We start from the raw sequence: 26115 nt of genomic DNA, 5'->3' as shown, positions 1-26115 counted from the left end.
TGAGTCCTTACGCCTACCAGGGCAAGCAGCCCAGGTCAGCTGGCTCGCGCCATGGCCTCGACGGCGTCGCCGGGATCAGCGTGCACGTCATTCAATTGCCATCGTTGAAGTTGCCGGAGTGAGAGCATCTAGCAGAAACTGTGCTTTAAAGAATCGTTGTTGAGATAAAGCTTAGGCAAGATTGCGCCGCAATGATGCAGGTGACTGTCGTCAAACGCGCGTGCAACAATCGTATTTTCTGCTGGCAAGCCAGGCTGCTGGATTTCAAGGCGAGCCAAGGTGTCCATCACGAGATTCGCCAGTGCAACAAGACGGTGCGCAGTTCGGCGACGGTGTGCGACGCTCGAGACGCTGTAGAATGTCGCGAGGGGCCTGAAGGCGCCGCGGTTGGGTGATCCGAGGAAGCGAGCCCGCAAAGGAGTAGTTGGCATGACGAAAACGAGCGACCGGTCGCCGTCGGGGCGCGTCACCATCACCGACGTGGCGCGCGAGGCCAGGGTGTCGATCGCGGCGGTGTCACGCGCCATGAATCCCAACGGCAGCAGCTCCCCCGAGATGCGCAGCAGAATCCTCGCGGTGGCAGACAGTCTTGGCTACAAGCCGAACCGCCTGGCGCGTGGCATCAAGTCACGCTCCAGTCTGATCGGCATCCTCGTCACCAACTTCGAGAACCCTGCCTATCTCGCCATTCTCAGCGAGTTTTCTTCCGCCATTCAGCGCTACAACTGCCACACCTTGTTGATCAACGTGAATACCGCCAAGAGCATCGAGGAGGCCGTCTCCCTGGTGATGGAGTATCACGTGGATGCGCTGATCGTGACGTCCGCCTCGGTGCCTGCCGAACTGGTCGAAGCCTGCGAGCAGCACAGGACCCCGGTGGCGGTCTTCGGGCGCGATGCGCCGGATTCCGGCGCTCTGGTGGTGACCTGTGATGACGAGGAGATGGGGCGGATGGCGGCCGATCACCTCCTGGACAGCGGCTATTGTCGGCCGGCCTATGTCGGGGCCTCTTCCAACGAGCAGGCCACCCAGGATCGCCTGCGTGGTTTCTCGCAGCGACTCGAGAAGCGTGGACAGCGTCTGCATGGCCATGCCGAAGGCCTGAGGCACAGTTACGAGGCAGGCTACACGGCCACCTGCGAGCTGCTGAACAGCACCCCCGGTATGCCCGACAGCATCTTCTACTTCGATGACATCATGGCCTGTGGTGGGCTGGATGCGATCCGCCATGACTTTTCGTTAAGGGTCCCCGACGACGTCGGCGTGGTCGGCATCGATGATATTCAGTTTGCCTCCAGTCGGTCATTTGACCTGACGACCATTCGCCAGCCGTTCAGTGACATGGTGGAACGGACGGTGGCGGGGCTTTTCGAGCGTGTGCAGCGGCCCGCCGTGTCAGCCGATCGCGTCCTGCTGCCCTGTCATATTGTCCAGCGCAGCACGACGCGTCGCATCACCTGAGGATGCCGTCATTCCCGGTTGTCCGTGGGCAGGCGGGATGGCTGATCGAGTGTCCGTCGATGGCTTGGTCAGTTGGCGATATCTCTGAGTAAGGTCTTCGCTTTTACTCACTTCTGGTATTTGCAGCCAATCCCGTGATTTCTTGAACTCTCCTTTTTGCCGCCCCTGAACAGGGCGGTGTCTCGGCGGTGAGCCCTCAGCCTGTACGCAATGGGGGATCGCGCCGAATCATGTGGCGTCGAGGGGAGGGTGTTGCACGCTCCGCGTCGACGACATCGGTGCCCTCGTGTCTAGGTATCGCTTATCCAGGTGTAAATGTAACCGCAATATTCTTTGAAGAGATTTCTTTTCTATGTAAGAGATCGCTTAGCCTGGTCCGTATTAATCGAGGATAAGCGAGGCGATACGATGAGTTTTTCGTGAATTAATCCTTGGTATAAATCGCGATGAAAACGTTTTCAAAAGCGTTTTTGATGCGCTAGCCTCGGTCGACATGAAGGAGGGCGCCGATACCAGTTCCATCGATACCAGGTGTCGTCCACTCCAAGCTCCAAGGCTCGAGTGTCTGCCATTCAGCATCGATAAAGTTGATCGATAAAGTTAGTCGATAAAGTTAGTCGATAAAGTTAGTCGATAGCGGCGCTCGATAAAGGCTTTCGGTAAAGGTTCTTGAAAAGGTTCTTGAAAAGGTTCAACACATGACACAGCGACCGATGTCTGACGTCTGCGATACCTCAGCCCAATCTTCCTTGCCGATGACAGGGCAAGCCTCGCCGCAGGCATCCTGCGAAGCCGAGGCAGCCCGTCCACTGCGGCTGGCGATGATCGGTGGTGGCGTTGCGTCGTTTATCGGTCAGGTTCACCGGGCGGCGGCGCAGATGGATGGGCGCTACCAGCTGGTGGCAGCGGCGCTGTCGTCGAACGCCGACCGTTCGCTACAACAGGCACGGCAGCTGGGCGTTGCGCGTGGCTATGGCGACGGCGAGACGCTGTTGCGCGAGGAAGCCGCCCGTGAGGACGGCGCCGAGGTTGTCGCCATCCTGACCCCCAATGACTCGCACTTTGCGCTGGCCAGGCTGGCGCTGGAACTGGGCTTTCACGTGGTGTGTGAAAAGCCGCTGACCAACAGCCTGGCGCAAGCGCGGGCACTCGAAGCCTTGGCGAAACGAGGCGAGCGATGCTTCTGTGTGGCCTACGGCTACACCGGCTACCCCATGGTGCGTCAGGCCAGGGCCATGATCGAGGCGGGGGAACTGGGCGAGATTCGACAGCTCCAGTGCGACTACGTCCAGGGTCATCTGGCCAGGATGAGCGATGCCGAAGTGGCGGGAGAAGACTGGCATATGCAAGCCGCCGTCGCGGGCGAATCCTTGATCCTGGGTGACATCGCCACCCATGCCTTCCACATGCTGGAGTACGTTTCGGGGCTCAGTACCCGTGAAGTCAGCGCCGATGTGGTCGCCGTGGTGCCCGAGCGCACGGCCCATGACAACGCCAACCTGATGCTGCGTTACACCAATGGCGCCAGGGGCATGATGTGGATCACCCAGGCGGCTGCCGGCGCCGAGCATGGCCTTTGCTTTCGTATTTTCGGCAGCAAGGGCGGCCTCGAGTGGCACCAGGAAAATCCCGACAAGCTGCTGTTCCGACGCCTGGACGACGCCCCTCAATGGTTGTCCAAGGGCGCGCCAGGACTGCACCCGGCCTCCCGGCGGGTATCGAGTGTGGCCTTTGGTCACCCGGAGGGCTACCGAGAAGCCTTTGCCAGCCTGTACAGCGACCTGTTCGAGGTGATTGATGCCGCGCGTCATGGGACCAGAGCCGACCCCCTGGCGTACTGGTATCCGGACCTCCGAGCGGGGGTGCGCGGGGTGGAGTTCGTGGCGACAGCCTTGGCATCAAGTAATGCCAATGGGGAGTGGGTGGCGATGCCAGCAACATCCCCCTAGGCATTTGGCTTCGATACCCCATCAGGGGCTGGATGTAACGCCGCCCCGTACGGGATGGCGGTGGTGACACAACAATAACCGGCAGGACGGCCAAAGTGGTGAGGCTGAAGTGTGGCTCAGGAGAACGCAATGCACGCGAAAAATGTGGATGATCTGCGCAGTAATCGCTGGTTCAAGCGAGATGATCTTCGTTCATTCGGACATCGTTCCCGAGTGAAGCAGATGGGCTATTGGGATGAGGAGTTCGTCGGCAAGCCGGTGATCGCCATCATCAATACCTGGAATGATCTCAATACCTGCCACTCCCACTTTCCCGAGCGGGTCAAGGATATCAAGCGCGGGATTACCGCCGCCGGGGGCTTTGCGGTGGAATTGCCGGCGATGTCGTTGGGCGAACAGCTGATGAAGCCCAGCGCCATGATGTATCGCAACATGCTGGCCATGGAAGTGGAAGAGCTCTTGAGAAGCTACCCGGTGGATGGCGCCGTGGTCATGGGCGGCTGTGACAAGACCACCCCTGGCGTGCTGATGGGCGCCATTTCGATGAATCTGCCGACCATCTACGTACCGGCCGGTGCTATGCTGCGTGGCAACTTTCGCGGGCAGGTGCTGGGTAGCGGTACCGATGTCTGGAAGTACTGGGACGAGCGTCGCATCGGCAACATCTCCCAGGCCGACTGGAACGACATCGAGAACGGTATCGCCCGATCGGCGGGGACCTGCATGACGATGGGGACCGCGGCCACCCTGATGTCGATCGGCGAGGCCTTGGGCATGAGCCTGCCGGGGGCCTCGAGCATCCCGGCGGTGGACGCCAACCATTCACGGATGTGCTTCGCCAGCGGCAAGCGGGCGGTGGACATGGTGTGGGAAGACCTCAAGCCCACCGACGTGATGAGCGAGGCATCCTTTGACAATGCCATCGCAGTGGACATGGCGATCGGTGGTTCCACCAACGCCATCATTCATCTCGTCGCCATGGCGGGGCGCCTCGGCATTCACCTGCCGATGGAGCGCTTCAACGAGATATCGCGACGCGTGCCTCTGGTGCTGAACCTCAAGCCATCCGGGGAGTTCCTGATGGAGGACTTCTTCTATGCCGGGGGACTGCCGGCGCTGATGTCGACGATCGGCGAGGAGCTGGCGCTCGACGCCATGACCGTCACAGGCCGCCGCCTCGGCGACAATATCGAAGGGGCAAGGGTCTGGCGACCGGAGGTCATTCACTCGCTTGAGGAACCGGTCAACAGTTCCGGCGGGACCGCCGTGCTCAGCGGCAGCCTGGCGCCAAAGGGAGCCATCATCAAGCCGACCGCGGCCGATCCGCGGCTGCATGTTCACCAGGGGCCGGCCTTCGTGTTCGAGACCATCGCCGAGCTCAAGGCACACATCGACGACGAGGATCTCCCGGTGACGGCCGACAGCGTCATCGTGCTCAAGAACGGCGGGCCGGTGGGCGGCCCTGGCATGCCGGAGTGGGGGATGATGCCGATCCCCGGCAAGCTGCTCAAGCAGGGGGTGCGTGACATGTTGCGCATCTCGGACTCCCGCATGAGCGGCACCAGCTACGGAAGCTGCATCCTGCACGTGACGCCGGAGTCGGCGGTCGGCGGCCCCCTGGCGGTGGTCAGGACCGGGGACATCATCTCGGTGGACGTGCCCAATCGGCGCCTGGACCTGCTGGTCGAGGAGGCGGAAATCCGCCGTCGACTCGAAGACTGGCAGCCGCCGGCAGATCGCCATCCGCATGGCTATGCCGCGCTGTACAAGGCGCACGTGACTCAGGCGGATGAAGGCTGCGACTTCGACTTCGCCAAAGGGGCGCCCGGCAGCATTCCCGAGCCGGACATCTACTGAGCATGGGACAGCGTTCTTTACGTCGTCCGGTACGTCGCCCGGTACGTCGCCCGGCGTGGCCGGTGGCGTTGCCAACAGGGGAGCAGGGGATATGACCAGCGTCGAAGTGCTGATCGAAAGTCGTGCCGAGCTCGGCGAATCGCCGGTCTGGGACGCCGAGACGGGGTGCCTCTTGTGGGCCGACCTCTATGCCCCGGCGATCGAGTCCTGGCGGCTTGCGGATGGTCATCGCCAGCGCTGGGTGTTGCCGGAAACCCTGGGCTCCTTCGGTCGTTGCGACGATGGCCGCCTGGTGGTGGCGATGCGCTCGGGCATCCATCTTTTCGAACCGTCAAGCGGGGCGCTTGAATTTCTCTGCTGTCCTCCCGGCGAGCCACTGGCCGGCACACGCTTCAATGACGGCAAGGTAGGCCCCGACGGGCGTCTGCTGGTGGGGACCATGGATGAGCAGTGCAGGTCGCGCCCGCTTGGCTCTCTGTACAGCGTGTCCCGTTCGGGCGAGACCACACGTCTGCACCAGGGATTCATCGTTGCCAACGGATTGGCCTGGAGCGCCGACGGCCGGCGTCTCTACTTCAGCGATACGCGCCGCGACACCCTCTATGTCGCCGACTATTGCCTGGAGAGCGGCGTCATGGGGGCGCCCCGGGTCATGGCGGTGACCGATCCCGCCGTGCACGGACGTCCCGACGGTGGCGCCACCGACGTCGCAGGTGGGTACTGGAGCGCCGGTGTGTTCGGCGGCGTGCTCAACTACTGGGACGATCGCGGGCGTCTGGCGCGACAGGTATCGCTGCCATGCACGGGGCCGACCATGCCGTGCTTTGGCGGCCCGGACATGAAGACCCTGTTTGTCACCACCCTGCGCAAGGGACTGTCCGAGGCCGATCTGGCGGCGTTTCCGCTGTCCGGCAGTGTCCTTGCGCTGGAGGTCGAGGTACCGGGTGTGCCGGTCGCGACCTTCGGCGGCGCGAGCCGACACGCCGAGCCGGCGCCGTCTTCCCCTCCGGCATTCTTGTGAGCCCTATACGGAGCAGACCATGAGAACCAATCGAATTCTGTCGCACATCAAGGAAGGCACGGGCGTGGTCAATGGTTGGCTGTCGTTGCCCTGCGGTTTTTCTGCCGAGGTCATGGCCCACCAGGGCTGGGATAGCCTGACCATCGACATGCAGCACGGTTTGATCGACTACCCCCAGCTGGTGGAGATGTTGACGGCCATTTCGACCACCCCGACGGTTCCGCTGGTCAGGGTGCCGAGCCTCGAGTCGGGGCTGATCATGAAGGTGCTGGACGCCGGGGCGTACGGTGTCATCGCCCCGCTGATCAACAGTGCCGAGGATGCGCGGGCACTGGTGGCGGCCTGCCGCTATCCGCCCCTGGGAGTGCGCAGCTTCGGTCCCCACCGCGCCATGCTCTATGCCGGCAATGACTATGTCACCCATGCCAACCACGAGCTGCTGGTGCTGGCGATGATCGAGACCCGGGAAGGCGTGGCGAATCTCGAGGAGATCCTCGCGGTGGAAGGCCTCGACGGTATCTATATCGGTCCCGCGGATCTGGCACTGTCCCACGGCAAGACGCCGGGGTTCGACCATGACGATGGCGAGCTTGACGCCATCATCCAGCGGTTGGTCGATGGCTGTCGCCAGCAGGGAAAGATCGTCGGTATCCATAACGGCAGCGCGGCACACGCCCGCGAAATGCTGGTCCGTGGATGCGATCTGGTGACGGTGTCGTCGGATGCGCGAATGCTGGTGGCAGGTTCGAGCAGCATTCTGCAGGAGATGCAGCGCGAGGCGACGGGAAAGGCAGGTTATTGAGAGCCTTAGGCGTCGCAGATGAAGCAGGGCAGAACATCCAGGTGATGTGGAGGGTTTTCGATTGGACAGCTATGCACGGTATCCGAGCCTCGAGGGGCGCCATGTGTTCATCAGCGGTGGGGCGTCCGGTATCGGTGCCAGCCTGGTCGAGCATTTCTGCGAGCAGAAGGCCTGCGTCAGTTTCATCGATATCGACGAGCAGGCGGGCTCACTACTGGCGCAACGACTGCAGCGCCAGGGCGGCCAGGTGGCGTTTACCCGCTGCGACGTGATCGACATCGAAGCGCTGCGGGCGTCGATCGCGCAGGCGGCTGGCGCGTTCGGCCCGGTCGAGGTGCTGGTCAACAATGCGGCGCGGGACACCCGTGTCCCCTTGAGTGAACTGGACGTCGACACCTGGGACGACCTGCAGGCGACCAATCTGCGCCATGCGGTGTTTGCTTGCCAGGCCGTCTTCGCCGGCATGAAGGCGGCCGGGGGCGGGTCCATCATCAACTTCAGCTCCCCCAGCTTCATGCGGCGTTCACGGGATATCTGTGCCTACTCCAGTGCCAAGGCGGCCACGATAGGGCTGACCAGAACCTTGTCCCGGGACATGGGCGACGCAGGCATCCGCGTCAACACCGTGCTGCCAGGCTGGGTGATCACGGAGCGGCAGAAGTCCCTGTGGTGGAGCGCAGAACTCGAGCAGCAGGTGCTCGAGAATCAGAGCCTCCACCAGCGCGTCAAGCCAGAGGATATCGCCCGGATGGTGCTGTTTCTTGCCGCAGACGACAGCCAGATGATCAGCGCCCAGACCTTTATCGTGGATGGTGGACTGGTCTAGCCCAGGAGCGCCTGGCACGGGTAGCGGGTTAGCCACCGGCTGACGGATTCGCGCAGAGCGCCAGGGCCAGCACGCAGAGGGCAAGTGTCAGCCTCTCTTTTTTGACGACGAATGAAAACGTTTTCATGCAGTGCGGCAAGCAGTGCGGCAAGCAGCGCGGCAAGACATGGTGCGGTGAAGGTCTGCAGCGGGTTTGCGCTGTCGGTGACCGCAGCGAGCGATCGCAATGAACGCTCACAGCGAGCGATCACAGTGAACGAGATATTCATGGGCCAGTCGTCAGCGTCCGGAAGACGGAATTCATCCGTTCGCCGGTACTTCGATGCAGCCTTCGAGATGACGGGAGAAAGAAATGAAGACGACAAGATTGACGGTGTCCGAGGCCATTGCCAGCTTTCTGGCGGCCCAGAAGGTCGAGCGGGACGGACACATCGATACGCTGTTTGGCTGCGGCTTTGCCATCTTTGGTCACGGTAACGTGACCTGCCTCGGCCAGCAGCTCAACCGCATCCAGGACGTGATTCCGTTGTGGCGGGGGCAGAACGAACAGTCGATGGCGATGGCGGCGGTGGCCTATGCCAAGGCCAATCGGCGCGAGCGGATCGGCATCGCCACCACCTCCATCGGGCCGGGCGCGACCAATATGATCACCGCCGCCGGCATCGCCCACACCAACCGCCTGCCGCTGTTGATGCTGGCCGGTGATGCCCATACAAGCCGTCTGCCGGACCCCGTGCTGCAGCAGGTGGAGCACCCTCATCAGCCAGGCTTGAGCGTCAATGACGCCTTCAAGCCCGTCACCCGCTACTGGGATCGCATCACCCACCCGGCGCAGATCATCCAGTCGCTGCCGGCGGCGGTGGCAACCCTGCTGGACCCCGCCAACTGCGGGCCGGTGCTGATCTCGCTGCCCCAGGACGTGCAGGGGCTGGTGTATGACTATCCCCAGGCGCTGTTCGAGGAGCGCGTGCACCGGATTCGCCGCCCCGAAGCCGACAGCCGCAGCATCGACGAGGCCATCGCCTTGCTGAAGAAGGCCGAAAGGCCGCTGATCCTGGCCGGTGGCGGAGTGCATTATTCGAAGGCCAACGAGCGCCTGGCGGACTTTGCCGTGCGCCACCGCATCCCGGTGGTGGAGACCATCGCCGGTCGCGCCTCGTTGCTGCAGTCACACCCCTGCAACGCGGGACCTGTCGGCGTCACCGGCAGCGACTCGGCCAACGCCCTGGCACACGACTGCGATCTGCTGCTGGTCGTGGGCACCAGGCTTCAGGATTTCACTACCGGGTCATGGTCGCTGTTTCGGCATCCGGACCTTGCCATGGTGTCGCTCAACGTGGCACCCACCGATGCGCACAAGCATCGGGCGCTGGCGGTCGTCGGTGATGCCCGACACAGTCTGGCGCGGCTCGATGACGCTCTGGGCGACTGGCAGGCAGACGCCGCCTGGCTGGACAGCGCACAGGCGCTGGCGGCCGAGTGGAAGGCACTGTGCGCTCGGCGCGGCGAGATCACGCCCGGCCAGGTGGCGTCCTACGCCCAGGTGGTGGCCGCGGTCAATGCGGTGCAGCAGCCGGGGGACACCGTGCTGACCGCCGCCGGCGGTCTGCCGGCAGAGCTCAACATGAACTGGCAGAGCCGACAGCTTGGCAAGTTCGACATCGAGTTTGGCTATTCGTGCATGGGCTACGAAATCGCCGGCGGCTGGGGCGCCAAGATCGCAAACCCCGACAGCGAGGTGGTGGTGCTGGTCGGTGACGGCTCCTACATGATGCTGAACTCTGATATCTACAGCTCGGTGCTGACCGGCCACAAGATGATCGTGGTGGTGTGCGACAACGCCGGTTACGCCGTGATCGACAAGCTGCAGAACAACAGCGGCAATCCCTCCTTCAACAACATGCTGGCCGACTGTCGCAGTCAGGCAGATGAACTGGTGCGCGTCGACTTTCTCCAGCATGCCCGTGCCCAGGGCGCCCATGGCGAGCACCTTGGCGACATCGCCGACTTCCGCGCCGCCTACGAGCGTGCCCAGGAGAGTCCGCGTACCTACGTCATCGTGGTCGATATCGATCCCACCAAGTGGTCCTCCTGCGACTGCTGGTGGGACGTGGGACTGCCGCAGCAGGTGCCCGATGGGGTCGACGCCGAGCGCGTCGCCGCCATGGACGCCGGTCGTGTCCACCAGCGTCGCGGTATCTAGCCACGCCACCGAGCCAGGGCGTGGCCCTGGCTCGGTGACATGCCACTGACTCACCGGAGAACAACCAATGTTCAACGAGGAACACCAACTCACCCCGCTGCGCTGGGCCATGGTCGGCGGAGGCAGGGGCAGCGAGATCGGCCATGCCCACCGGGCCGCGGCACAGCGCGACGGCCTGTTTCAGCTGGTGGCCGGCGCCTTTGACCTGGACGCCGAGCGCGGGCGCGACTTCGGCAGTCGTCTGGGTGTCGACGCCCAGCGCTGCTACCCGGACTACGCCAGCATGCTGCGTGCCGAAGCGGTGCGCGACGATGGCATCCAGGCGGTCAGCATCGCCACCCCCAACAGCACGCATTTCGCGATCGGTCTTGCTGCCCTCAAGGCCGGACTGCACGTCATCTGCGAGAAGCCGGTGACCTTCACCGTGGCCGAAGCGCAGCAATTGAAGGCCGAAGCCCAGGCGCGGGGCCTGGTGTTCGGCGTCATGTATGGCTACAGCGGCTATCCCATGCTGCACCAGGCCCGGGCCATGGTGCAGTCCGGCGAGCTGGGCGAAATACGCCTGGTCAACATGCAGTTTGCCCATGGCTTTCACAGTCAGCCGGTAGAGCAGACCAGCAGTGGCGCCAAATGGCGCACCAGTCCCGCAGTGTCAGGCCCGACCTACGTTCTGGGGGATCTCGGCACCCACACCTTCCACCTTGGCCAGTTCATCACTGGGCTCAAGGTCGAACGGCTGCTGTGTCATCGCCAGAGCTTCGTGGCGACCCGGGCACCGCTGGAGGACAACGCCCAGGTGTTGTTGCAGTACCAGAGCGGCGCCGTGGGGTCGCTGTGGGCCAGTGCCGTCAATGCCGGCTCCATGCATCAGCAGAAGATTCGCATCGTCGGGGAGAGGGCCAGCCTCGAATGGTGGGACGAATATCCCAACCAGTTGCGCCACGAAGTGCAGAACCAGCCGGTGCGCATTCTCGAGCGGGGCATGGGGTATCTGGCGACTGACGATCCGGGCGTGGCCTGCAATCGTATCGGCGGCGGCCATGCCGAGGGTTTCTTTGAATCCTGGGCCAACCTCTATCACCGCTACGCCCTGGCGATGCACGGCGCCGCTGGCGGCCTGTGGTATCCGGACATCGACGACGGCATCGAAGGCGTGCGCCTGCTCGAGTGCTGCGTCGAGTCCGCCGACAACGATGGCGCCTGGGTGGCGTTCTAGCCCTTCGTTGCATCGCCAAGCACGCCACCAACAACCTGAGGACCACCAAGATGCAGATCAAGCTTGCCAATGCCCCCTGTTCCTGGGGCATCGAATTTGCCGACAACCCGGCCAATCCCCCCTGGTTCACGGTGCTGGACGAACTGTCCGGGGCCGGCTTCAACGCCACCGAACTGGGCCCTTTGGGCTACCTGCCCACGTCTTCGGACACGCTGGCCGAGGCGCTTGAGCAGCGGGGGCTTTCGTTGGTGGCCGGCACCATCTTCAAGCACCTGCACGATCCCGAGCAGCGACAGCAGATCCTCGATTACACCCGGGCGACCTGCGAGGTGCTCAAACCCCAGCAGGGTAGCTACATGGTGATCATCGATCACGTCAGTTCGCCACGTACCGATCAGGCGGGGCAGCAGGCCTCGGCCACCCGACTGAGCGACGTCCAGTGGGCGGAAATGATGTGCACCATTCGGCAGGTGGCCGAGATCTGTCACCAGTATCAGGTGATACCGGTGCTCCATCCTCACGCCGGCAGCTACATCGAGTACCGCGATGAGGTCGACCGTGCCATGGCGGAGCTCGATCAGGACCTGGTCAAGCTGTGTGTCGATACCGGCCACAGCCTGTATGCCGGCATCGATCCCGCCGAGCTGATTCGCCACTACGGAGAGCGAGTCGTCTACATCCACTTCAAGGATGTCCAGGCCACAGTGCTTGAGGATGTGGTGGCCCAGGGCACCGACTTCTACCGCGCCATCGGTCAGGGCGTGTTCTGCCCGCTGGGCCAGGGCAGTGTCGACTTCGATGCCGTGCGCGAAAGCCTGGCCGCCATCGGCTATCAGGGCTGGATCACCGTCGAGCAGGACGTGGATCCGACCAGGGACAACGATGCCCTGGATAACGCCCGCGAGAGTCGCGAGTTCATCGAGCGCCACATTCTGCAACAGGGTTTGGCCGAGGCCTGATGGACAGACTCCTCCCCGTGGCCTGGGTGGCCTCGGTGGGGGGCAAAGGGCTCAGCCGTGTGTACGTCATCCGCCAGCGAGATCGGGGTGTGACGTCTTGTCATGCCTGCGCAAGCAGGACTCTTGGTACTACAACAACCTTCAACGAGAGGTCACCATGCCCACGTCACACGATGGCAGCGCCAGTGCTGCCCCTTCACCGGCCGGTGTGTCACCACCGGCCAGTCAGCAGCAACAACTGACATCCACCCAGCTGGTCTATCTGGTCAAGATCATCCTGGTCGCCGCCCTTGGCGGTATGCTGTTCGGCTATGACACCGGGGTCATTTCCGGCGCCATCGGTCCCATCGCCGAGTACTTCGATCTTTCACCCGCCGCCAAGGGCTGGGCGGTATCGTCGGTGGTCATCGGCTGCATCGGCGGCGCCCTCATCGCCGGTTGGCTTTCGACCCTGTACGGCCGCCGAGCGGTCTTTCTGCTGTCTGCTCTGATGTTCACCGCCTCGGCCTTTGGTTCTGGTCTTGCCGGCACCTTCGAGAGCTACATCTGGTGGCGCATGGTCGGTGGCGTGGCCGTCGGCATGGCCAGCGTCATCGCGCCCATGTACATCTCCGAGATGTCACCCGGTTACCTGCGCGGGCGTACCGTGAGTCTGTTCCAGCAGTCGGTGGTGTTCGGCCAGATGGTGGTGTTCTTCGTCAATTACTTCATCGCCAAGGGGATGGCCGAAACCTGGATACTGAATTTCGGCTGGCGCTGGATGCTGGGCTCGGAAGCGGTGATTTCGATCCTGTTTGCGGTACTGATTCCCTTCGTGCCCGAGTCACCACGCTGGCTGGTGCTGAAAGGGCGGATCGACGAGGCGCGGCGAGTGCTGGGACGCTTCTACCGGGCTGAGGCCATCGAGCAGACCCTTGGTGATATCCAGAAGTCGTTCGAGCGTGGCAAGAAGCAGCGCAAGGTGTCGCTGCGCGCCAAGGGCACCTTTGGTCTGGTGATGATCGGTGTCTTCATCGCCGCCGCTCAGCAGCTGACGGGCATCAACGTGGTGATGTACTACGCGCCTGACGTGCTGTCGTCGGTGACCACCAGCAACGAGGATGCGCTTCTGCAGACGTCGATCATGGGGGTCACCTTTGTTGGCGGCAACCTGTTGGGCATGCTGTTGATCGACAAGGTCGGCCGTCGTCCGCTGCTGGTGGCGGGTAGCCTCGGCAGCATGGTGGCCATGATCTTCCTCGGCATTGTGATTGCTGGGGGCGAGGCCGGGCCGGGCGCACTTATCGCGCTGATTGTCTACGTGGTGTCCTTCGCCATCTCCTGGGGCTGCGTGTGCTGGACGCTGATCTCGGAGATCTTCCCCAACGCCATCCGCGCGCGGGCCATGTCGTTGGCGGTGGCCGCGCAGTGGTTCATGGGCTTCATGGTCACCCAGACCTTCCCCATGCTGCGCGAGAATGCCTTCCTCAATGAGATGACGGGGGGTGGCTTCAGCTTCTGGCTGTATGCGGTGCTGACGCTGATCAGCCTGCTGGTGGTCCTGCGCTACGTGCCGGAAACCAAGGGCAAGACGCTGGAGGAGCTGGAAGACATCACCGCCACACGTTTGAGCAAGCGGCGCCGCGAGCTGACCAGGCAAGGCAAGAGTGTCACCTCGGAGTAGTCATCCTTTCACCAGGCCGTAATGGCTGATCGTCACCGCTGCCCCTGCCCCCGTGATAACGGGGCCAGGGGCAGCGTCGTGTTGGCGGGGATAACCGGCAGGGCCAAGGGCATGGCGTGACGCTATCGTGTGTGGCTATAGCCTGGCGATCGGCAGTTCATCCCAGCGGGTGGTGTAGCCTGAGGTGCGGTGTTCGCACTTGAGTTGCCAGGCCGCGTCCACGCTGGTCTTGCCAAGGCTCAAGGCGCCGCGACCGTGCTTCTGGTTGATCGCGTCCAGGGTGTCCATCAGGCGTTGATTGCGTTCTTTTTTGCCGTCGTCGACGGCAAACAGATCCTGCTGCAGGCTTGCCTTGTCGGCGAGGTCTAGCAGCATCACGCCGGCCTTCATGTACTGGTGGCCTGGGCGATAGATACGTGCAAGCGCCCGGGTCGCGGTTGCCACGATCTCGAGGCTGTCGTCGCTGGGACGCTCCAGTGGAACCACCAGCGAAGGATGGTGCTGGGGCAGATCCTGGCGATGCTTGTTGGTCTTCAAGAACACCAGCAGCGCCCGCGCCACGCTGCCCTGACCACGCAGCTTTTCAGCACCGCGGCCGGCGTGGGCGCGCACTGCCTGTCGCAACTGCGCGAGATCATCGGTGGGCCGGCCAAAGGAGCGGCTGGTCATGATCCGTTCGCGCGGGGCGGCGACGTCGTCGAGGCGGATGCAGGATTCGCCGCGAAGCTCGCGTACCGTGCGTTCCAGCACCACGCTGAAATGGCGGCGAATATGCTTGGGGTCGGCTTCACGTAGCTGCCAGGCGGACTCGATGCCGAGCTGCCCAAGCCGGGCGGCGGTGCGCCCGGCAACGCCCCAGACCTCGGTGACCGGCAGGCGTTGCAGCAGGGCTCGGGTTGCCGCTGAATCGGCCTCGAGTACGTGGACGCCGTCTGCGCGGGGATCCTTCTTGGCCTGGTGGTTGGCGATCTTTGCCAGGGTTCGGCTGGTCGCCACGCCGACGCCGACGGGAATGCCGGTGTGGCGCATCACCGTATGTCGCAAGCGCCGGCAGTGGGCGTCCAGCCCGGCGGGCGCCATGCCCGCCAGGTCGAGAAAGCACTCGTCGATGCTGTACACCTCGACGGCGGGAGCAAACTCCCGCAGCGTATCGACTACCCGACGTGACATGTCGCCGTAGAGCGCATAGTTGCTCGACAGCAGGATGCACTGTCTGCGCAGCGCGCCATCGATCTTGAAGGCAGGCATGCCCATGGCAACGCCGAGGTCCTTGATCTCCTGGCTGCGGGCGATGACGCAGCCGTCGTTGTTGGACAGCACCCCCACAGGCTTGCCGCGAAGCGAGGGGTCGAAGACCCGCTCGCAGCTGACGTAGAAGTTGTAACTACGAATGACATTGCCATTGACGTACGATGAGCGCGCCCTGTACGAGGGTTCCCATGCTCTCATTCATGTCCATAGTTTGCGCGATTTTTTGCTGTCAACATGGACAATATATGTCCATACTTCTAAAGTTATAAGTACCACCTTTGTTGAACATCGAAACGGTCTTCCCAGTAAATACCTCGGATCTGCTCTTCTGTGTTTGGTAGATAGCCCGATGATTGCTATTATATAATCGAAAGTTATTGAATATATCAGAGTTTAAAAAGATTATAATGTGAAGATCATCCAGTATAACGTCAATGAACACGAAGAATCTTTCATTCAATGGTATGCGGGAAAGACTGATCACTGTCAAGAGGAAGAGGTACGATGGCAAACAATTGGAATATCCCTGGTGGGCTGGAAAGAGAAGTCCGTGGAAGAGATAAAGTGTGTGTCTACTGCGGCAACGAATTTACCTCTGTGAAAGTTTCAAGGAGGTCTGCGGCAAGCTGGGAGCACATCATCAATGATGCGAGAATTATCACCAGAGAAAACATTGCTCTCTGTTGCTGCGGTTGCAATGCTAGCAAGGGACAGAAGATGCTTTCGGATTGGTTGCAAACCAGATACTGTAGTGAGCGTGGAATTACACCGGACACTGTAGCACCAATTGTTAAGCTGGCGATTGGACGCAGCCTGTAGCGTTTCGCTTAAAAAGGCGAGGTATAGCGACGTTTTTCCCGTTGCGGTTTCTCCCCTACTACTAAATCAGCGTAGCGAATAGGAGGTTGCGTGGAATACATATACATAGATAGCAATGTATGGAACTTTCTATATGAAAACGATATTGATCTAAAAAAAGAGTTCCCGGAGAACAACTATGAATTGAGAATTGTTGGCGAACAAATCTTGGAAAATCGTGCTATTTCCCACGATCCCACCCTTGAAAAATACATCGCTAATCGAATTGAGTTGTGGGAAATAAAAATCGATAGGATTTTTGGCTTTTTTAATAATCATCACAGCACTGAGGATCAGCGGGTTGGCGGTTATGAGGATGGCCGATACATAGGGCAAGATGAAAAAGCTTTAATTTTATCTTATAAAGGCAGGGTAGGTGATACAAAGCGAAAGTCCGGTCTTTATAGAAACGAAGCTGATTTATCTTTAGCGGCAAGATCAGTGCATTCGATCGTGCTCACACTAGACACTAAAGGCCCCTTGAAATGGGCGAAGCAACAAGGCTTACTTATTGTTGATCTCACTGACTTTTGTCAAGAACAATGCACACTTAAAGCGTACGTCGAAAGAAAATGCTAGCAAGGTAAAAGAGCTACGCAGACTTCAGGTTACAGACGCTGCCAAGCCCGCACCAACGTGCGCAACGTTACATGGAGGCACCAATAATGCCTGAATTATTTAATCAAAACCAGTTTGACCGTTGGCAAGAACTTCGTAAGCCGCTTAATGAACACAAGCGCGCTAAAGAGCATGGCCAAGTTGTTGAAGTAGCCAGAATGATAATATCTTTGGATAAAGAGGCGAAGTTTATTCGTATAATGACTCCTCTTTTCTATAAAGAGATTGGCATGGCATATGAAAAACTTAGTGAAACAGAAAAAGCAATTGAAAGCTATCGGCAAGCTGTAGAAGGCCTTGTTAGGTATCGTGAGTCTAACGACCTTAATAGTCCAGAGGACTGGTTGAAAGATATTCAATCCTTAAACAAAAATATAGATCGATTACAAGCAAAGTTAAAGTGACCCCCTCCAGAGCTGCGCAGTGTATTGTGCAGCTATGGAGGGGGCATTACAGTTTATCGAATGATGGATCGCGAAAGGCTTTGTCAGGCAGGAACTTAAGAATAAACTTGATCGCTACGGTGGCTCACGAGACCGATCCTAGCTCGTAGCCGCACTAAATACACTCGACCAGTTCCTGTGGCAGCAGGCCCCCTGAGCCTATAGTTCAAGGAGCCACGGGCTATATGTGATGTGACAGTATTCACCACCTGTCAGGATCAACAGGAGGGTTATATTCTTCTATTCGTATTACCGCTGCTTGCTTCATACCAAACGCTGTACTGTACCTCTCTATACCAAGATAAACTCCAATAAAGTTTTCTATATAACTTTTTTCTATCAGCTGCCCATCATATGACAACAATATAGGCAGAGAGTTATTCCTTGCGGGAGCATAATCACTCATAACAAGATACAAGTCTCCAGATATCTGCTGCTGCACTTGATATCCAAAATCGTTAACACCTTCAAAGACAAATGGAGATCTGGTCAGCATCTCCGGATGAGCTAGTATATCATCGTGCAAGCCAAGTTCTTCGCCAATCACCTCAGCACCAAACGTATCAGACGCAACAGAAAATGCATTATCTCTAAATTCTCTATCTGCATTCTCTTGCTTTATAGCTTCAGCATATCCTTCCATGCGTTGCTGACGTTCTTCTTCTACTCTATCGACATAGTCCTGGTCAACGCTACAATTCGACTCGACATTCCTTAGGCTCTGTGAATCAACTAATATTCTTCGTTTAGTACCGCCCTCGCCTGTACCAGAGTAAGACCAAAGATCATTGCTATATATAGCTTTTTTGAGCAAAGTATCATTTACCTCATATGACCTATAGATTTTATCATTAACCAATAAGTCACCATCATAGACACCCGTTTTTTGGGTGAACTCTAATTGTCCATTTATCTTATTGCATGTGTATGTAAGATTGTCTCTGGAGTTTTGAATAGTGGTATCCCTGACCGTGCATGTGCCTGAGCTATCACACCTCGTGTCAGTTTCCATTGGCAGGCGTTGGCTCCAGATCATAGGGGCACATCCTGTCAGTCCGAAAACAGCCATTACACCTACCAAAAATATTTTATTCACCTAAAATCCCCTTTGTTAATCATATAAAAAAGTAACCGATTTTCTTATCACTAGCAACAAATAATTCACGCCAGATACATATGCATAAATAACAAATTCAGGAGATACAGCATGGCGCCCCTCAAGTAAAACAAAAAGGAACGATTATCGATTAAGCAACACTTTTCCAGCCTTTATTTGCTCAATTTCATCCAGTAAATCCTCGATGTATGAGTTCTGAGCTGAAACTATTGAGCTTAATCGATCAATCTGCTGGCGATAGTCAGCCAGTTTCTGCTTGTCCGTCCTAGAGCGATTGTCTGTGGTTTTCTTGCTCGCCTGACTCTGTTCTGCTTGAGCGCTGGTGTATGCCTGTACCTCCAAAATCAGGAGCGGATATCGATCTTTCTTTAACGCAGAAGGATCGCGCCCCGCTTCTCGTGCAATGTTGTTCTGGCTTACCAATGAACCTGCCGGCAAAACTTCTGGTTTGTGTTTTTTAAGGCGCTCAAAGGCCTCGCGGAAGGCTTGTTCAGCGGTCTTCTTATTCGTTGATGGCATCAAGATAAACCTCTATCGCGTAAATTTCTTGTCTTAACGCACTGTAGCGCGGGCTAGTAGGAAACAAAGACTCCAGTTGTTTTTCATGTGCTGACTTCAGACGCCTGAGTTTAGTTTCGTTCTTACGTTCGAATATCGCATCGGCACAGACACCTCCGCCATCGCCTCCGGCACATCTTGAAACGGATTCAATCCCCCCGTATTCACAGGAACCGGCTTTCATGCAGTAGCCCAGCAGTGTGCGACGGCACCCGACAGCACCCTGTTTGATGAGTTTGCTAAGCTGCCGTTCCTCGTGGGTCTCAACAAGGTCGATAACCTTTGATGGCATCATCTCTCTTTGGTGGGGTCTTACGTATTCCACACTATCGGTCACCACATCCACCAACTGCCGGTAAATCAGTCTATATGATTCAAGTATGACAGCCGTTTTGGCATCGGAATTCAATCTCAGGTTGGTGTGGTTGCGACCATAGTATAGCGTCATGTTGCGACTTAAATGCTTCATGACCCACTGCAAACTGTTGTCAGAGACCATGTTAGAGGCAAACATATTGACATTCGTGGTGCGCCGCAGTTGGTGGGCAGAAAAAGGCCAGGGGAGGCCGACCCCAAACCCAGTTTTTCTACTGAGATTTGGGGTCATCGATACCGCAATCTTCCAGTCAGATTCGGTCACAGTGATTGCTTGGGGATCGAACACGCAAGGGTAAAGAGCCATAAACGGCCCGAAACGAAGCTGCGTCACTGCTTCTCCCTTCGCGTTTCGATAATTGATTTTTGAGGCAGCCCATGGCTCCGTGGAGGCCAACGACAACGGAAATGAGGTCTTCTCGGACTCTAACGTTGATGTGCCTTCCGTATAATGACGCATTCGTAGCCTAGCTATACTAGTCGCCACATCCACCGCTTTTTTCACCGTTTTCGGCACAACCCAGCGTGCATCGTCATCTGGATCGGTTTTGGTTGTCTCTCCGACGATGAGTGCAATTTCCCCCAACCGCTCATCGTGTTCAATAAAAAAACAGTCAGATCGCAGAGACATTGCTTCACTGACTCGTTGCAGAGAAAAATTTAGTATGTAAAGCAGGGACGCATCTCTAACCATGTTCAAATAGCTAGCAAGCTGCGCCACGCTCCTTTTTTTCTCACGCCCCATCCACTTTTCAAAGATTTCCAATAAACGGTATTCGACCAGAAAATCATCAAAACTTCCGTTAAATAAAATACGGCGATTGTTGTAAGAACGTTGTTGAGTAAAAGGGCTTTGATATCTATCGAACTTAGGAACCGCTGCCAAATTGTGTTCATAGGCCTTCGATATCCAGGTAAACGCTTCTTCAATCGCCGCTTGATGCTCCAGAAAATCATCGAGACACTCGTTTAGTCGATTGACTTGGTAGCTCCAGATTCTCGGCGGGATATACGGGGTTTGAATTTTCTCCCAGCTCTGCTGCTGGGAAACAAGATAGGTCAGAGTCCTTTCATCAGCAATTTCAAAATTAAAAGCGCCACCATGTAGTCGCAGCTTGTGAAGAAAATTAATATAAATCTTGTAGCTGGCACCTTGCAGCGCTTCTGCAATATGTTGATGAACGCGGGGGAACTGGGACAAATCAGTGATTAATATTCCTTGTTCATCGCAGACCTTGGCAATTTTCTCCATGCATTGGAAACAATAGGCACAACTTCTGATCCTTCCCGGAAACAGCCTAGGGTGGTATAGCACCAAAAATATCGCCTGCTTGACGAACTGAACATTGGCATACGAAATCTTCCCTTTAATGAAATTAAACGTAGCGGATCTCTCAAAAGCTCGATAATCCCAGAAATCATCCCCGAAGCGTGACAGGTCACGCCCCTCCTCATCGACTGATATCACCCAATCGTCAGGCGGTGGAAAACTCGGGGGTCGATACAGCTCGGACTCGTTTGTGACCAGTGTGGACGGAGACATAAAGCGCAAATTTTCGGCGTTCATCCTTACTCCAGAAACTCAATAACGGGGGACCAGTTTGGGTGATAATCGCCTTCTTCGATTCGTTTCTGCGCCTCCGCGACCCATTGAGCGCGTAGAGGACTGGACCTTTGGAACCATGTGAGTTTCGCTGTTATACGCTCTAGCACTCGATCAGCGGGTACTGCTTCGCGGGTCAGTGTCATGCTTGCTTCGATGGCCTTAAGGTGGCGCAGTGAGGTCAGCGACCAGACGTAATCTTCGGTATCTGAATCCCGGTGATGACGGCACCACAAGCAGCCGGATGGATTAACGCAGTTAGGTTCGACGACATAGTCAGGTTTATCATCTGTCGCCTCAGGCTGGCCATTACAGCTACTGGCAATGACTGACCCAGTGAGATCGCCTTGTTTAATTGGATCATGCTTGTCCCAAAACTGCGTGATTTCGACCATTGCACGCTGCTGACTGGGTCGCTCGTACTGCTGGCTCAGCACCTCACGGGTGTGCTGCGCCATCTCAGCTGTCAGGTCTGGGTTCCCTGAGCGGCGCAACAACCAATTCACTCTGGTATTCCGTAAATCACTTGGCGTCACCCAAGGGATATCATGTTGGGTTAATACGGATCGAATCAGTAACAATGAGGTCAAGCCGCTCCTGGTCTGGCTTTCCCCCTGACCATTTTTATCAAACAAAGGAAATAGGAGTTCCGACTCTGGAAAAAAATGGCTAATGAATGACCGATAGCTTTCAAGGAATGGCTTGTATGATTTATAAATCCGAAAGCTCACCTCACCACCCTTCCGATTTTTGTAACACCGTACGTTCCAGCTATCGCCGAGCGGTTTGTATTTCAGGGTGCCTCGATTCAACTCCTTGGCTTGTGTCAAATTCATTCCTGTTTGTGCAAGGAAAATTAGAAACTCCGCCTGGACACGGAGATTTACCAAGATCCATCTCCCTGCTCCTCCCGTACCATTTATAGTCTGCACGGGCTGCCTGAGCCGCATGGCGGCTCGATATTTCGCTTTTTGTTTAACGCTCCATTTGTCTTTTGGTGTCGAATGCCAATCCGGCTCGGATAACCCTGCAAATAGTTTCACCTGAGCATGTTCGGCCAGTCCGGAACGAACTGGGATTGTTAGAGGTAATGAGCCGTAAACTTCCTCAATCGATAGTCCCGCTATAAGATCAACCAAAAAATGCCCCTGCTTGAAAGTTGCCTCAAGACTCTGCTTCTCGGCCGTTTTGCTCACCGCTTTTCTGGCGGTAGGGGAAGCGCGCAAACGTGTTCTGTTAACTAATCGCACAGTCCCTGGAATGCTTAAAATCTGACCAAAGAGTGACGACAACGTTGACGCTTTAATATAGGCTGTTCTTGCGTTAATAGTCGATTTTTTGCTCTTCGACTTAATAAATAGATATTCGGCGTATTTTAGATAATTCGCTTCCAATTGCTCCAGACCGAACGAACACTGATGTTCCTCCAGAAACTGAAAGAATTGCGTGAGGGTCACAATATAGTGTGGAACCGAATTAGGTGATTGGCCAGCAACTAGGCGGGTCATGATCTCGTCTTTGACCGCCAGAAGAAGCTCAAGACGTTCCAACTGCGGATCGCCAAGTTCGCCACGGTCGATTATTTGCATGGCGAGGTTAGCTCTATGACTGGCTGAACCCCTATACAAGAAGCGCTTTAGATTTAGTTGGGACTCCCCGCGTAGGTGGGCACTGCCGTCTGGAGACAGGATTAAGAGATCAGGCAAGGTCATTGTAAATCACCTGATCAATCAACATGTGGGCATCGCCCGATTGCCCCGTGTATAGATTAAAAAATTCATCCGATAAGGCTTCTTTGATGGGCTCTTTCTCGATGAATTTTACATACTTCCAAGTTGTAGCTTCATCTTTGTGCAGCATAGCGTCTCTGACGAACACGATGGCATCTATTTGACTCGGAAGGACATCTATGGCTAATCGCATCAACTGAGTACCAAAGGTCGCTCGAGTTTGATGAAACTTGAATGTTTGGAACTGAGCAAGTCCGGCATTCATAAGCTTTTCACGCAGGTAGCTAATCAATTTGGTGAACGATGTCTCCGAGTAGGCATTCCCCCGCTCAGATAGAAACAATAAAGTGCGATCATCTTCAGACGCCCGTGCCTGGCGAGTTAAGCGTCGAGCCGAATAGGCATAGCGTTCAAGCTCCTGAACCAACAGAGAGGGGAACAAGAGTGAGCCCCTGACATCAAACTTGGTCATAACTTGTGTGCCAGGACCGACCGACACACGCTTGATGCCTGGCGTGACTGGGTCATCCGTCGCATTTTCCAGACTGGATAGGCGAAGAGTGCGGATCGTCTCACTCCTCGCCCCGGTGAAGAAACCGATCATGGTCATCAGATAAAGCTCAACCTTACCCTGTTCGTGCAGAAAACGAAGAAGGACTTTTCGATTCTCATCGCTTAGCGGAAGCAAACCGTTTTCCAAATTCGCGCCATCCCTCTTGCGATTCGGAATGGACAACTCACTGGATACCACTGACATGGTTCGAGAAAAGCCAACGGCATTGTAGAACTGAACTGTTTTGGGTCTATCATCCCACATCGGTTGACGCTCAATCCAACCGTACACCTGTGCCCACCGGTAAAAATAAACAATAGCCGCCATTCGTGATGTTGCTGTACTTGGGCTAATACAACCGGCGTTACGCTGTTTAACCAAGAAGCCGCGATAGCGAAAAAGGCATCGATCTTTTTTCTTTTTAGGAAAGTGTCGCCAATCCATATTGTGATCTTCAAGCCAGCACGCGTAAGCTTTGAGATGACTCATATTGGAGGTCACAGTCTTGATATCATTGCCGGACACTGTCCCCAACTTTCCTAATGCGTAGGCATTAGCCGCAAGCCAAGGCTCGCCATTGTTAAAAAAAATGTGCGGAACCTTAAAAATAACACGTCCATTTTCTCTTGGAACCCACGAGACACCTTGTGCTCGATTTGAATAGTCGAGCATCATTGGTGTTATGCAGACTCTTTCAAGAACAGCCATGCTGTATCTCGTTTTTGAAAGGATGAGAAAGAGAAGTAAGACTTCTAATTTTCTAGCGCTGTAAATATAAAAGTAGTAGAAGGGAGCATCATGTCAATGAAATTGTGTGTATTTATTATGCGCACTGCTTTGTTATTCGTATGTAAAGTTGTTGCAGTCGACCAGCGCGATCACCGCGCGACTCCCGCTGCCAGGGCGTGGATATTGTGGGTGACCACGCCCCACAGGTCGCAGTCGCGACCGTTGAGTGGGATCGGCGCGAAGGCCTCGTTGGCCGCCAGCAGGTAGGGGCGATTTCCGATATAGCCAAGCTGCTTGCAGGTCAGCTCACCGTCGACGCTGGCGATCAGCACCGAGCCGCTGCGCGGCTCCAGCGAGCGATCCACGATCAGCAGATCCCCGTCGAAGATGCCGAGTCCCTTCATCGACTCGCCCTTGGCGCGTAGATAAAAGGTGGCACTGGGGTGGGGCACCAGATGCGCCACCAGATCGAGCTGTCCCTCCAGGTAGTCATCGGCCGGTGACGGAAAGCCCGCGCGAACCTCGGCCGCCGCCAGCGGCAAGGCGGTTGCGGGCGCGTGCGGATCGACCCGCCCCAGCACCTCCACCTCAAGACTCATGGCCCAGGCTCCCGTCGTTGCCATAGGCGCTACACGAAAGGGTTCGGCGAACAAGGGAATGGTCGTCGCGCATGGGGGCCTCCTGAATCGCATATACTGTTTGGATATACAGTATCAGGAGGTGCATGGCTGTGCCAGCACAGGAGGGCGGGGACAAAGTTGGCTTGGCTACGACCTGGGCCACAGGCAGAGCCCTGTCGGCGTGCGATCCTTTAGCTTAGGAGGGGGAGCCAAATTGGCCTTGCAGGAGGGCGGGGACGTAGAGGTCAGCATCGAGTTGGGGCCAATGAAGGCCAAGCCCGGTGGGAGAAACCTCTATGTCGGCCAGGGCTACTGGCGTAGCGTCGGTGAGACCTTCCACGAGGTGCGACGGGATCGCAAGCTCAAGCCCTGAGTTCAGGTGCATGATGACGCGATGGTTGCGACCGTCGTATCGCGCGGAAACGACGTGGGCGTGATCGCGTTTACAGGCCATGCGGGCCTCTGCCTGGCGGACGTCATCTTCAGTAATGGCCACGTGTCTCTCCCCGTTCGCAGGCGTCTCCCTCCGTGCAGTCATCGATTGTGCCACCATCGCATTCCACAGCATTAGCCGTGGTTGTGCCGCCTAGCTTAGCGACCGCAGATCCATCGCAAAGAATATGCGAGACCTGAATGCCCAGTGGGCCACAGGGCTCCCCCTGTGGCCCGCTCCTTTCACGCGTACTTGTCGTGCCAGCGCTTGACCGCGATACGTTCCTTGAGCAACTCCAGCATGTCGACCAGCACCTGTTCGGTGATCTGTTCGGTCTCGGGGTCGGTGCGCAGCCAGGCGTCGAAGCCGCTGTCGGCCATATGTTCGACCAGCGAGGAGAACTCCCTGGACTTGAGACCATTCAGGGCTTCGTCGACCAGGTGGCAGGCGAGGTCCGACATCGATGACTCCAGGCCCTGGGTGAGCTGGGAGCCCATGGGCAAGCGCTTGAGTCGCTGAAGCTCTGGCGTTTCGGCCAGGGTGCGGGCGACCAGGCCGCGCACGTAGGCCAGCGTCGCGAAACGGTTGTGGTGGGCGATGTCGCCGACCATGGTCTCGAGGCGTTGGCTGACTTCCCGCACCAGGGCTTCCTTGCGCGGCGTGACGATCTTCTCGATGGCCGGTGAGGCCAGGCCGTCGCCGCTGGTGAGTTCCTCCTGGACGTTGTCGAGCAGGCGGATGGCGATACGATCGGTGAGTTCCTCCATCAGGATATCGGCGTACTTGGCGACAACCGAGTAGAGATACCAGCGACGCACGTCGATCAGTCCCAGGCGGTGCAGGCGGTGCAGCAGCGAGATCACACGCAGGATACGCAGCAGGCGGAAGCCGGCGAGGGGAATACACCCCAGCACGTCGTACCAGTGCACGAAGGGGTAGAAGAACCAGCGGTGGTAGCGCCGTTGGTAGATGGCGACGGCCCAGCCAAGCAGTACGTCGAACAGGAAGACGGCGACGAAGGCCAGGTCGATGCTGAAGAAGTTGGCATGGATATGCCGGTCGTAGGCGCCGTGAAGGCCGGGGGCCGCCGCCTCGAAGGCGGCGTTGAGCGGTGGCAGCAGAAACAGGCTGTCGAACAGCAACAGCGCCAGGTTGGCGATCACCAGCGCGATGATGAACAGGTCCCACACCAGATGAGCCCGCTCCAGGGCGGGCGAGGTCGTGCGGGTGGCGGGCATGAGTCCTCCTTGGATGCGTGTGACACTCCATT

22 protein-coding genes are annotated in these 26115 nt (G+C 57.5%); 12 read left to right on the top strand and 10 right to left on the bottom strand.

All coding sequences use genetic code 11. The features are described from left to right. Positions 1-429: 429 nt before the first annotated feature. The 6 genes from NFI08_RS18325 (at position 430) to NFI08_RS18300 (ending at position 7916) form a co-directional block, all read left to right on the top strand. On the top strand, positions 430-1461 hold the full coding sequence (locus NFI08_RS18325) for a LacI family DNA-binding transcriptional regulator (RefSeq protein ID WP_349591192.1): 1032 nt from the start codon (positions 430-432) through the stop codon (positions 1459-1461). A 698-nt stretch (positions 1462-2159) separates the two neighbouring features. Next, positions 2160-3410, top strand: a complete 1251-nt coding sequence (locus NFI08_RS18320) for a Gfo/Idh/MocA family protein (protein ID WP_349591191.1) — start codon at positions 2160-2162, stop codon at positions 3408-3410. Between the two features lie 129 nt (positions 3411-3539). Further along, complete coding sequence (araD, locus tag NFI08_RS18315) at positions 3540-5267, top strand: L-arabinonate dehydratase (RefSeq protein WP_349591190.1); 1728 nt, start codon at positions 3540-3542, stop codon at positions 5265-5267. Between the two features lie 91 nt (positions 5268-5358). Continuing rightward, complete coding sequence (locus NFI08_RS18310) at positions 5359-6288, top strand: SMP-30/gluconolactonase/LRE family protein (RefSeq protein ID WP_349591189.1); 930 nt, start codon at positions 5359-5361, stop codon at positions 6286-6288. A gap of 19 nt (positions 6289-6307) precedes the next feature. Further along, entirely contained in the window at positions 6308-7090 is a 783-nt protein-coding gene (locus tag NFI08_RS18305; RefSeq protein ID WP_349591188.1) for an HpcH/HpaI aldolase family protein, read from the top strand. 61 nt (positions 7091-7151) lie between these two features. Beyond that, positions 7152-7916 (top strand): SDR family NAD(P)-dependent oxidoreductase, encoded by a 765-nt coding sequence (locus tag NFI08_RS18300; RefSeq protein ID WP_349591187.1) that lies wholly within the window; start codon positions 7152-7154, stop codon positions 7914-7916. Here NFI08_RS18300 and NFI08_RS18295 read toward each other — a convergent pair. After that, positions 7913-8185: a hypothetical protein gene (locus NFI08_RS18295; RefSeq protein ID WP_157033131.1), complete on the bottom strand. Its 273-nt coding sequence runs from the start codon at positions 8183-8185 to the stop codon at positions 7913-7915. The genes NFI08_RS18300 and NFI08_RS18295 overlap by 4 nt on opposite strands. An 83-nt stretch (positions 8186-8268) precedes the next feature. Between NFI08_RS18295 and iolD the strand changes: the two genes are divergently transcribed. The 4 genes from iolD to NFI08_RS18275 all read left to right on the top strand — a co-directional run bounded on the left by iolD (position 8269) and on the right by NFI08_RS18275 (position 13957). Further along, on the top strand, positions 8269-10119 hold the full coding sequence (gene iolD / locus NFI08_RS18290) for a 3D-(3,5/4)-trihydroxycyclohexane-1,2-dione acylhydrolase (decyclizing) (protein ID WP_349591186.1): 1851 nt from the start codon (positions 8269-8271) through the stop codon (positions 10117-10119). 67 nt (positions 10120-10186) lie between these two features. Next, complete coding sequence (locus NFI08_RS18285) at positions 10187-11335, top strand: Gfo/Idh/MocA family protein (protein ID WP_349591185.1); 1149 nt, start codon at positions 10187-10189, stop codon at positions 11333-11335. A 50-nt stretch (positions 11336-11385) separates the two neighbouring features. Continuing rightward, a complete protein-coding gene (locus NFI08_RS18280; RefSeq protein WP_045994832.1) occupies positions 11386-12294 on the top strand; it encodes a TIM barrel protein in 909 nt (302 codons plus the stop codon). A gap of 157 nt (positions 12295-12451) precedes the next feature. Further along, positions 12452-13957: a sugar porter family MFS transporter gene (locus NFI08_RS18275; RefSeq protein ID WP_349591184.1), complete on the top strand. Its 1506-nt coding sequence runs from the start codon at positions 12452-12454 to the stop codon at positions 13955-13957. A gap of 135 nt (positions 13958-14092) precedes the next feature. On the opposite strand, the gene NFI08_RS18270 is transcribed toward NFI08_RS18275, so the two are convergent. Beyond that, positions 14093-15406 carry a Y-family DNA polymerase gene (locus NFI08_RS18270; protein WP_349591183.1) on the bottom strand — a complete coding sequence of 438 codons (1314 nt, stop codon included), beginning with the start codon at positions 15404-15406 and terminating at the stop codon, positions 14093-14095. 711 nt (positions 15407-16117) lie between these two features. On the opposite strand from NFI08_RS18270, the gene NFI08_RS18265 reads away from it, so the two are divergent. Both NFI08_RS18265 and NFI08_RS18260 read left to right on the top strand, forming a co-directional pair. Further along, complete coding sequence (locus NFI08_RS18265) at positions 16118-16645, top strand: hypothetical protein (RefSeq protein ID WP_349591182.1); 528 nt, start codon at positions 16118-16120, stop codon at positions 16643-16645. Positions 16646-16731: 86 nt separating this feature from the next. After that, positions 16732-17088: a tetratricopeptide repeat protein gene (locus NFI08_RS18260; protein WP_349591181.1), complete on the top strand. Its 357-nt coding sequence runs from the start codon at positions 16732-16734 to the stop codon at positions 17086-17088. 241 nt (positions 17089-17329) lie between these two features. Here the strand turns inward: NFI08_RS18260 and NFI08_RS18255 are convergent, their stop codons facing one another. The 8 genes from NFI08_RS18255 to NFI08_RS18220 form a co-directional block, all read right to left on the bottom strand. Then, entirely contained in the window at positions 17330-18223 is an 894-nt protein-coding gene (locus NFI08_RS18255) for a hypothetical protein (RefSeq protein WP_349591180.1), read from the bottom strand. A gap of 144 nt (positions 18224-18367) precedes the next feature. Next, positions 18368-18763 carry a hypothetical protein gene (locus tag NFI08_RS18250; protein WP_349591179.1) on the bottom strand — a complete coding sequence of 132 codons (396 nt, stop codon included), beginning with the start codon at positions 18761-18763 and terminating at the stop codon, positions 18368-18370. Continuing rightward, positions 18747-20744, bottom strand: coding sequence for a hypothetical protein (locus NFI08_RS18245; protein ID WP_349591178.1), 1998 nt, complete (start codon positions 20742-20744; stop codon positions 18747-18749). Before NFI08_RS18245 ends, NFI08_RS18250 begins: the two co-directional genes overlap by 17 nt. 2 nt (positions 20745-20746) lie before the next feature. Next, positions 20747-22369 (bottom strand): hypothetical protein, encoded by a 1623-nt coding sequence (locus NFI08_RS18240; protein WP_349591177.1) that lies wholly within the window; start codon positions 22367-22369, stop codon positions 20747-20749. 109 nt (positions 22370-22478) lie between these two features. After that, positions 22479-23771: a tyrosine-type recombinase/integrase gene (locus NFI08_RS18235; RefSeq protein ID WP_349591176.1), complete on the bottom strand. Its 1293-nt coding sequence runs from the start codon at positions 23769-23771 to the stop codon at positions 22479-22481. Positions 23772-23941: 170 nt separating this feature from the next. After that, positions 23942-24391 carry a LexA family protein gene (locus tag NFI08_RS18230; RefSeq protein ID WP_213229023.1) on the bottom strand — a complete coding sequence of 150 codons (450 nt, stop codon included), beginning with the start codon at positions 24389-24391 and terminating at the stop codon, positions 23942-23944. Between the two features lie 217 nt (positions 24392-24608). Further along, a complete protein-coding gene (locus tag NFI08_RS18225) occupies positions 24609-24797 on the bottom strand; it encodes a DUF2442 domain-containing protein (RefSeq protein WP_349591297.1) in 189 nt (62 codons plus the stop codon). A 290-nt stretch (positions 24798-25087) separates the two neighbouring features. Then, entirely contained in the window at positions 25088-26083 is a 996-nt protein-coding gene (locus NFI08_RS18220; protein WP_348816034.1) for an ion transporter, read from the bottom strand. Positions 26084-26115: the final 32 nt, after the last annotated feature.

The sequence above is a fragment of the Halomonas sp. EF61 genome (assembly GCF_040147045.1).
Lineage (GTDB): Bacteria > Pseudomonadota > Gammaproteobacteria > Pseudomonadales > Halomonadaceae > Halomonas > Halomonas litopenaei.
This window is presented reverse-complemented; position numbering and strand designations above follow the sequence as displayed.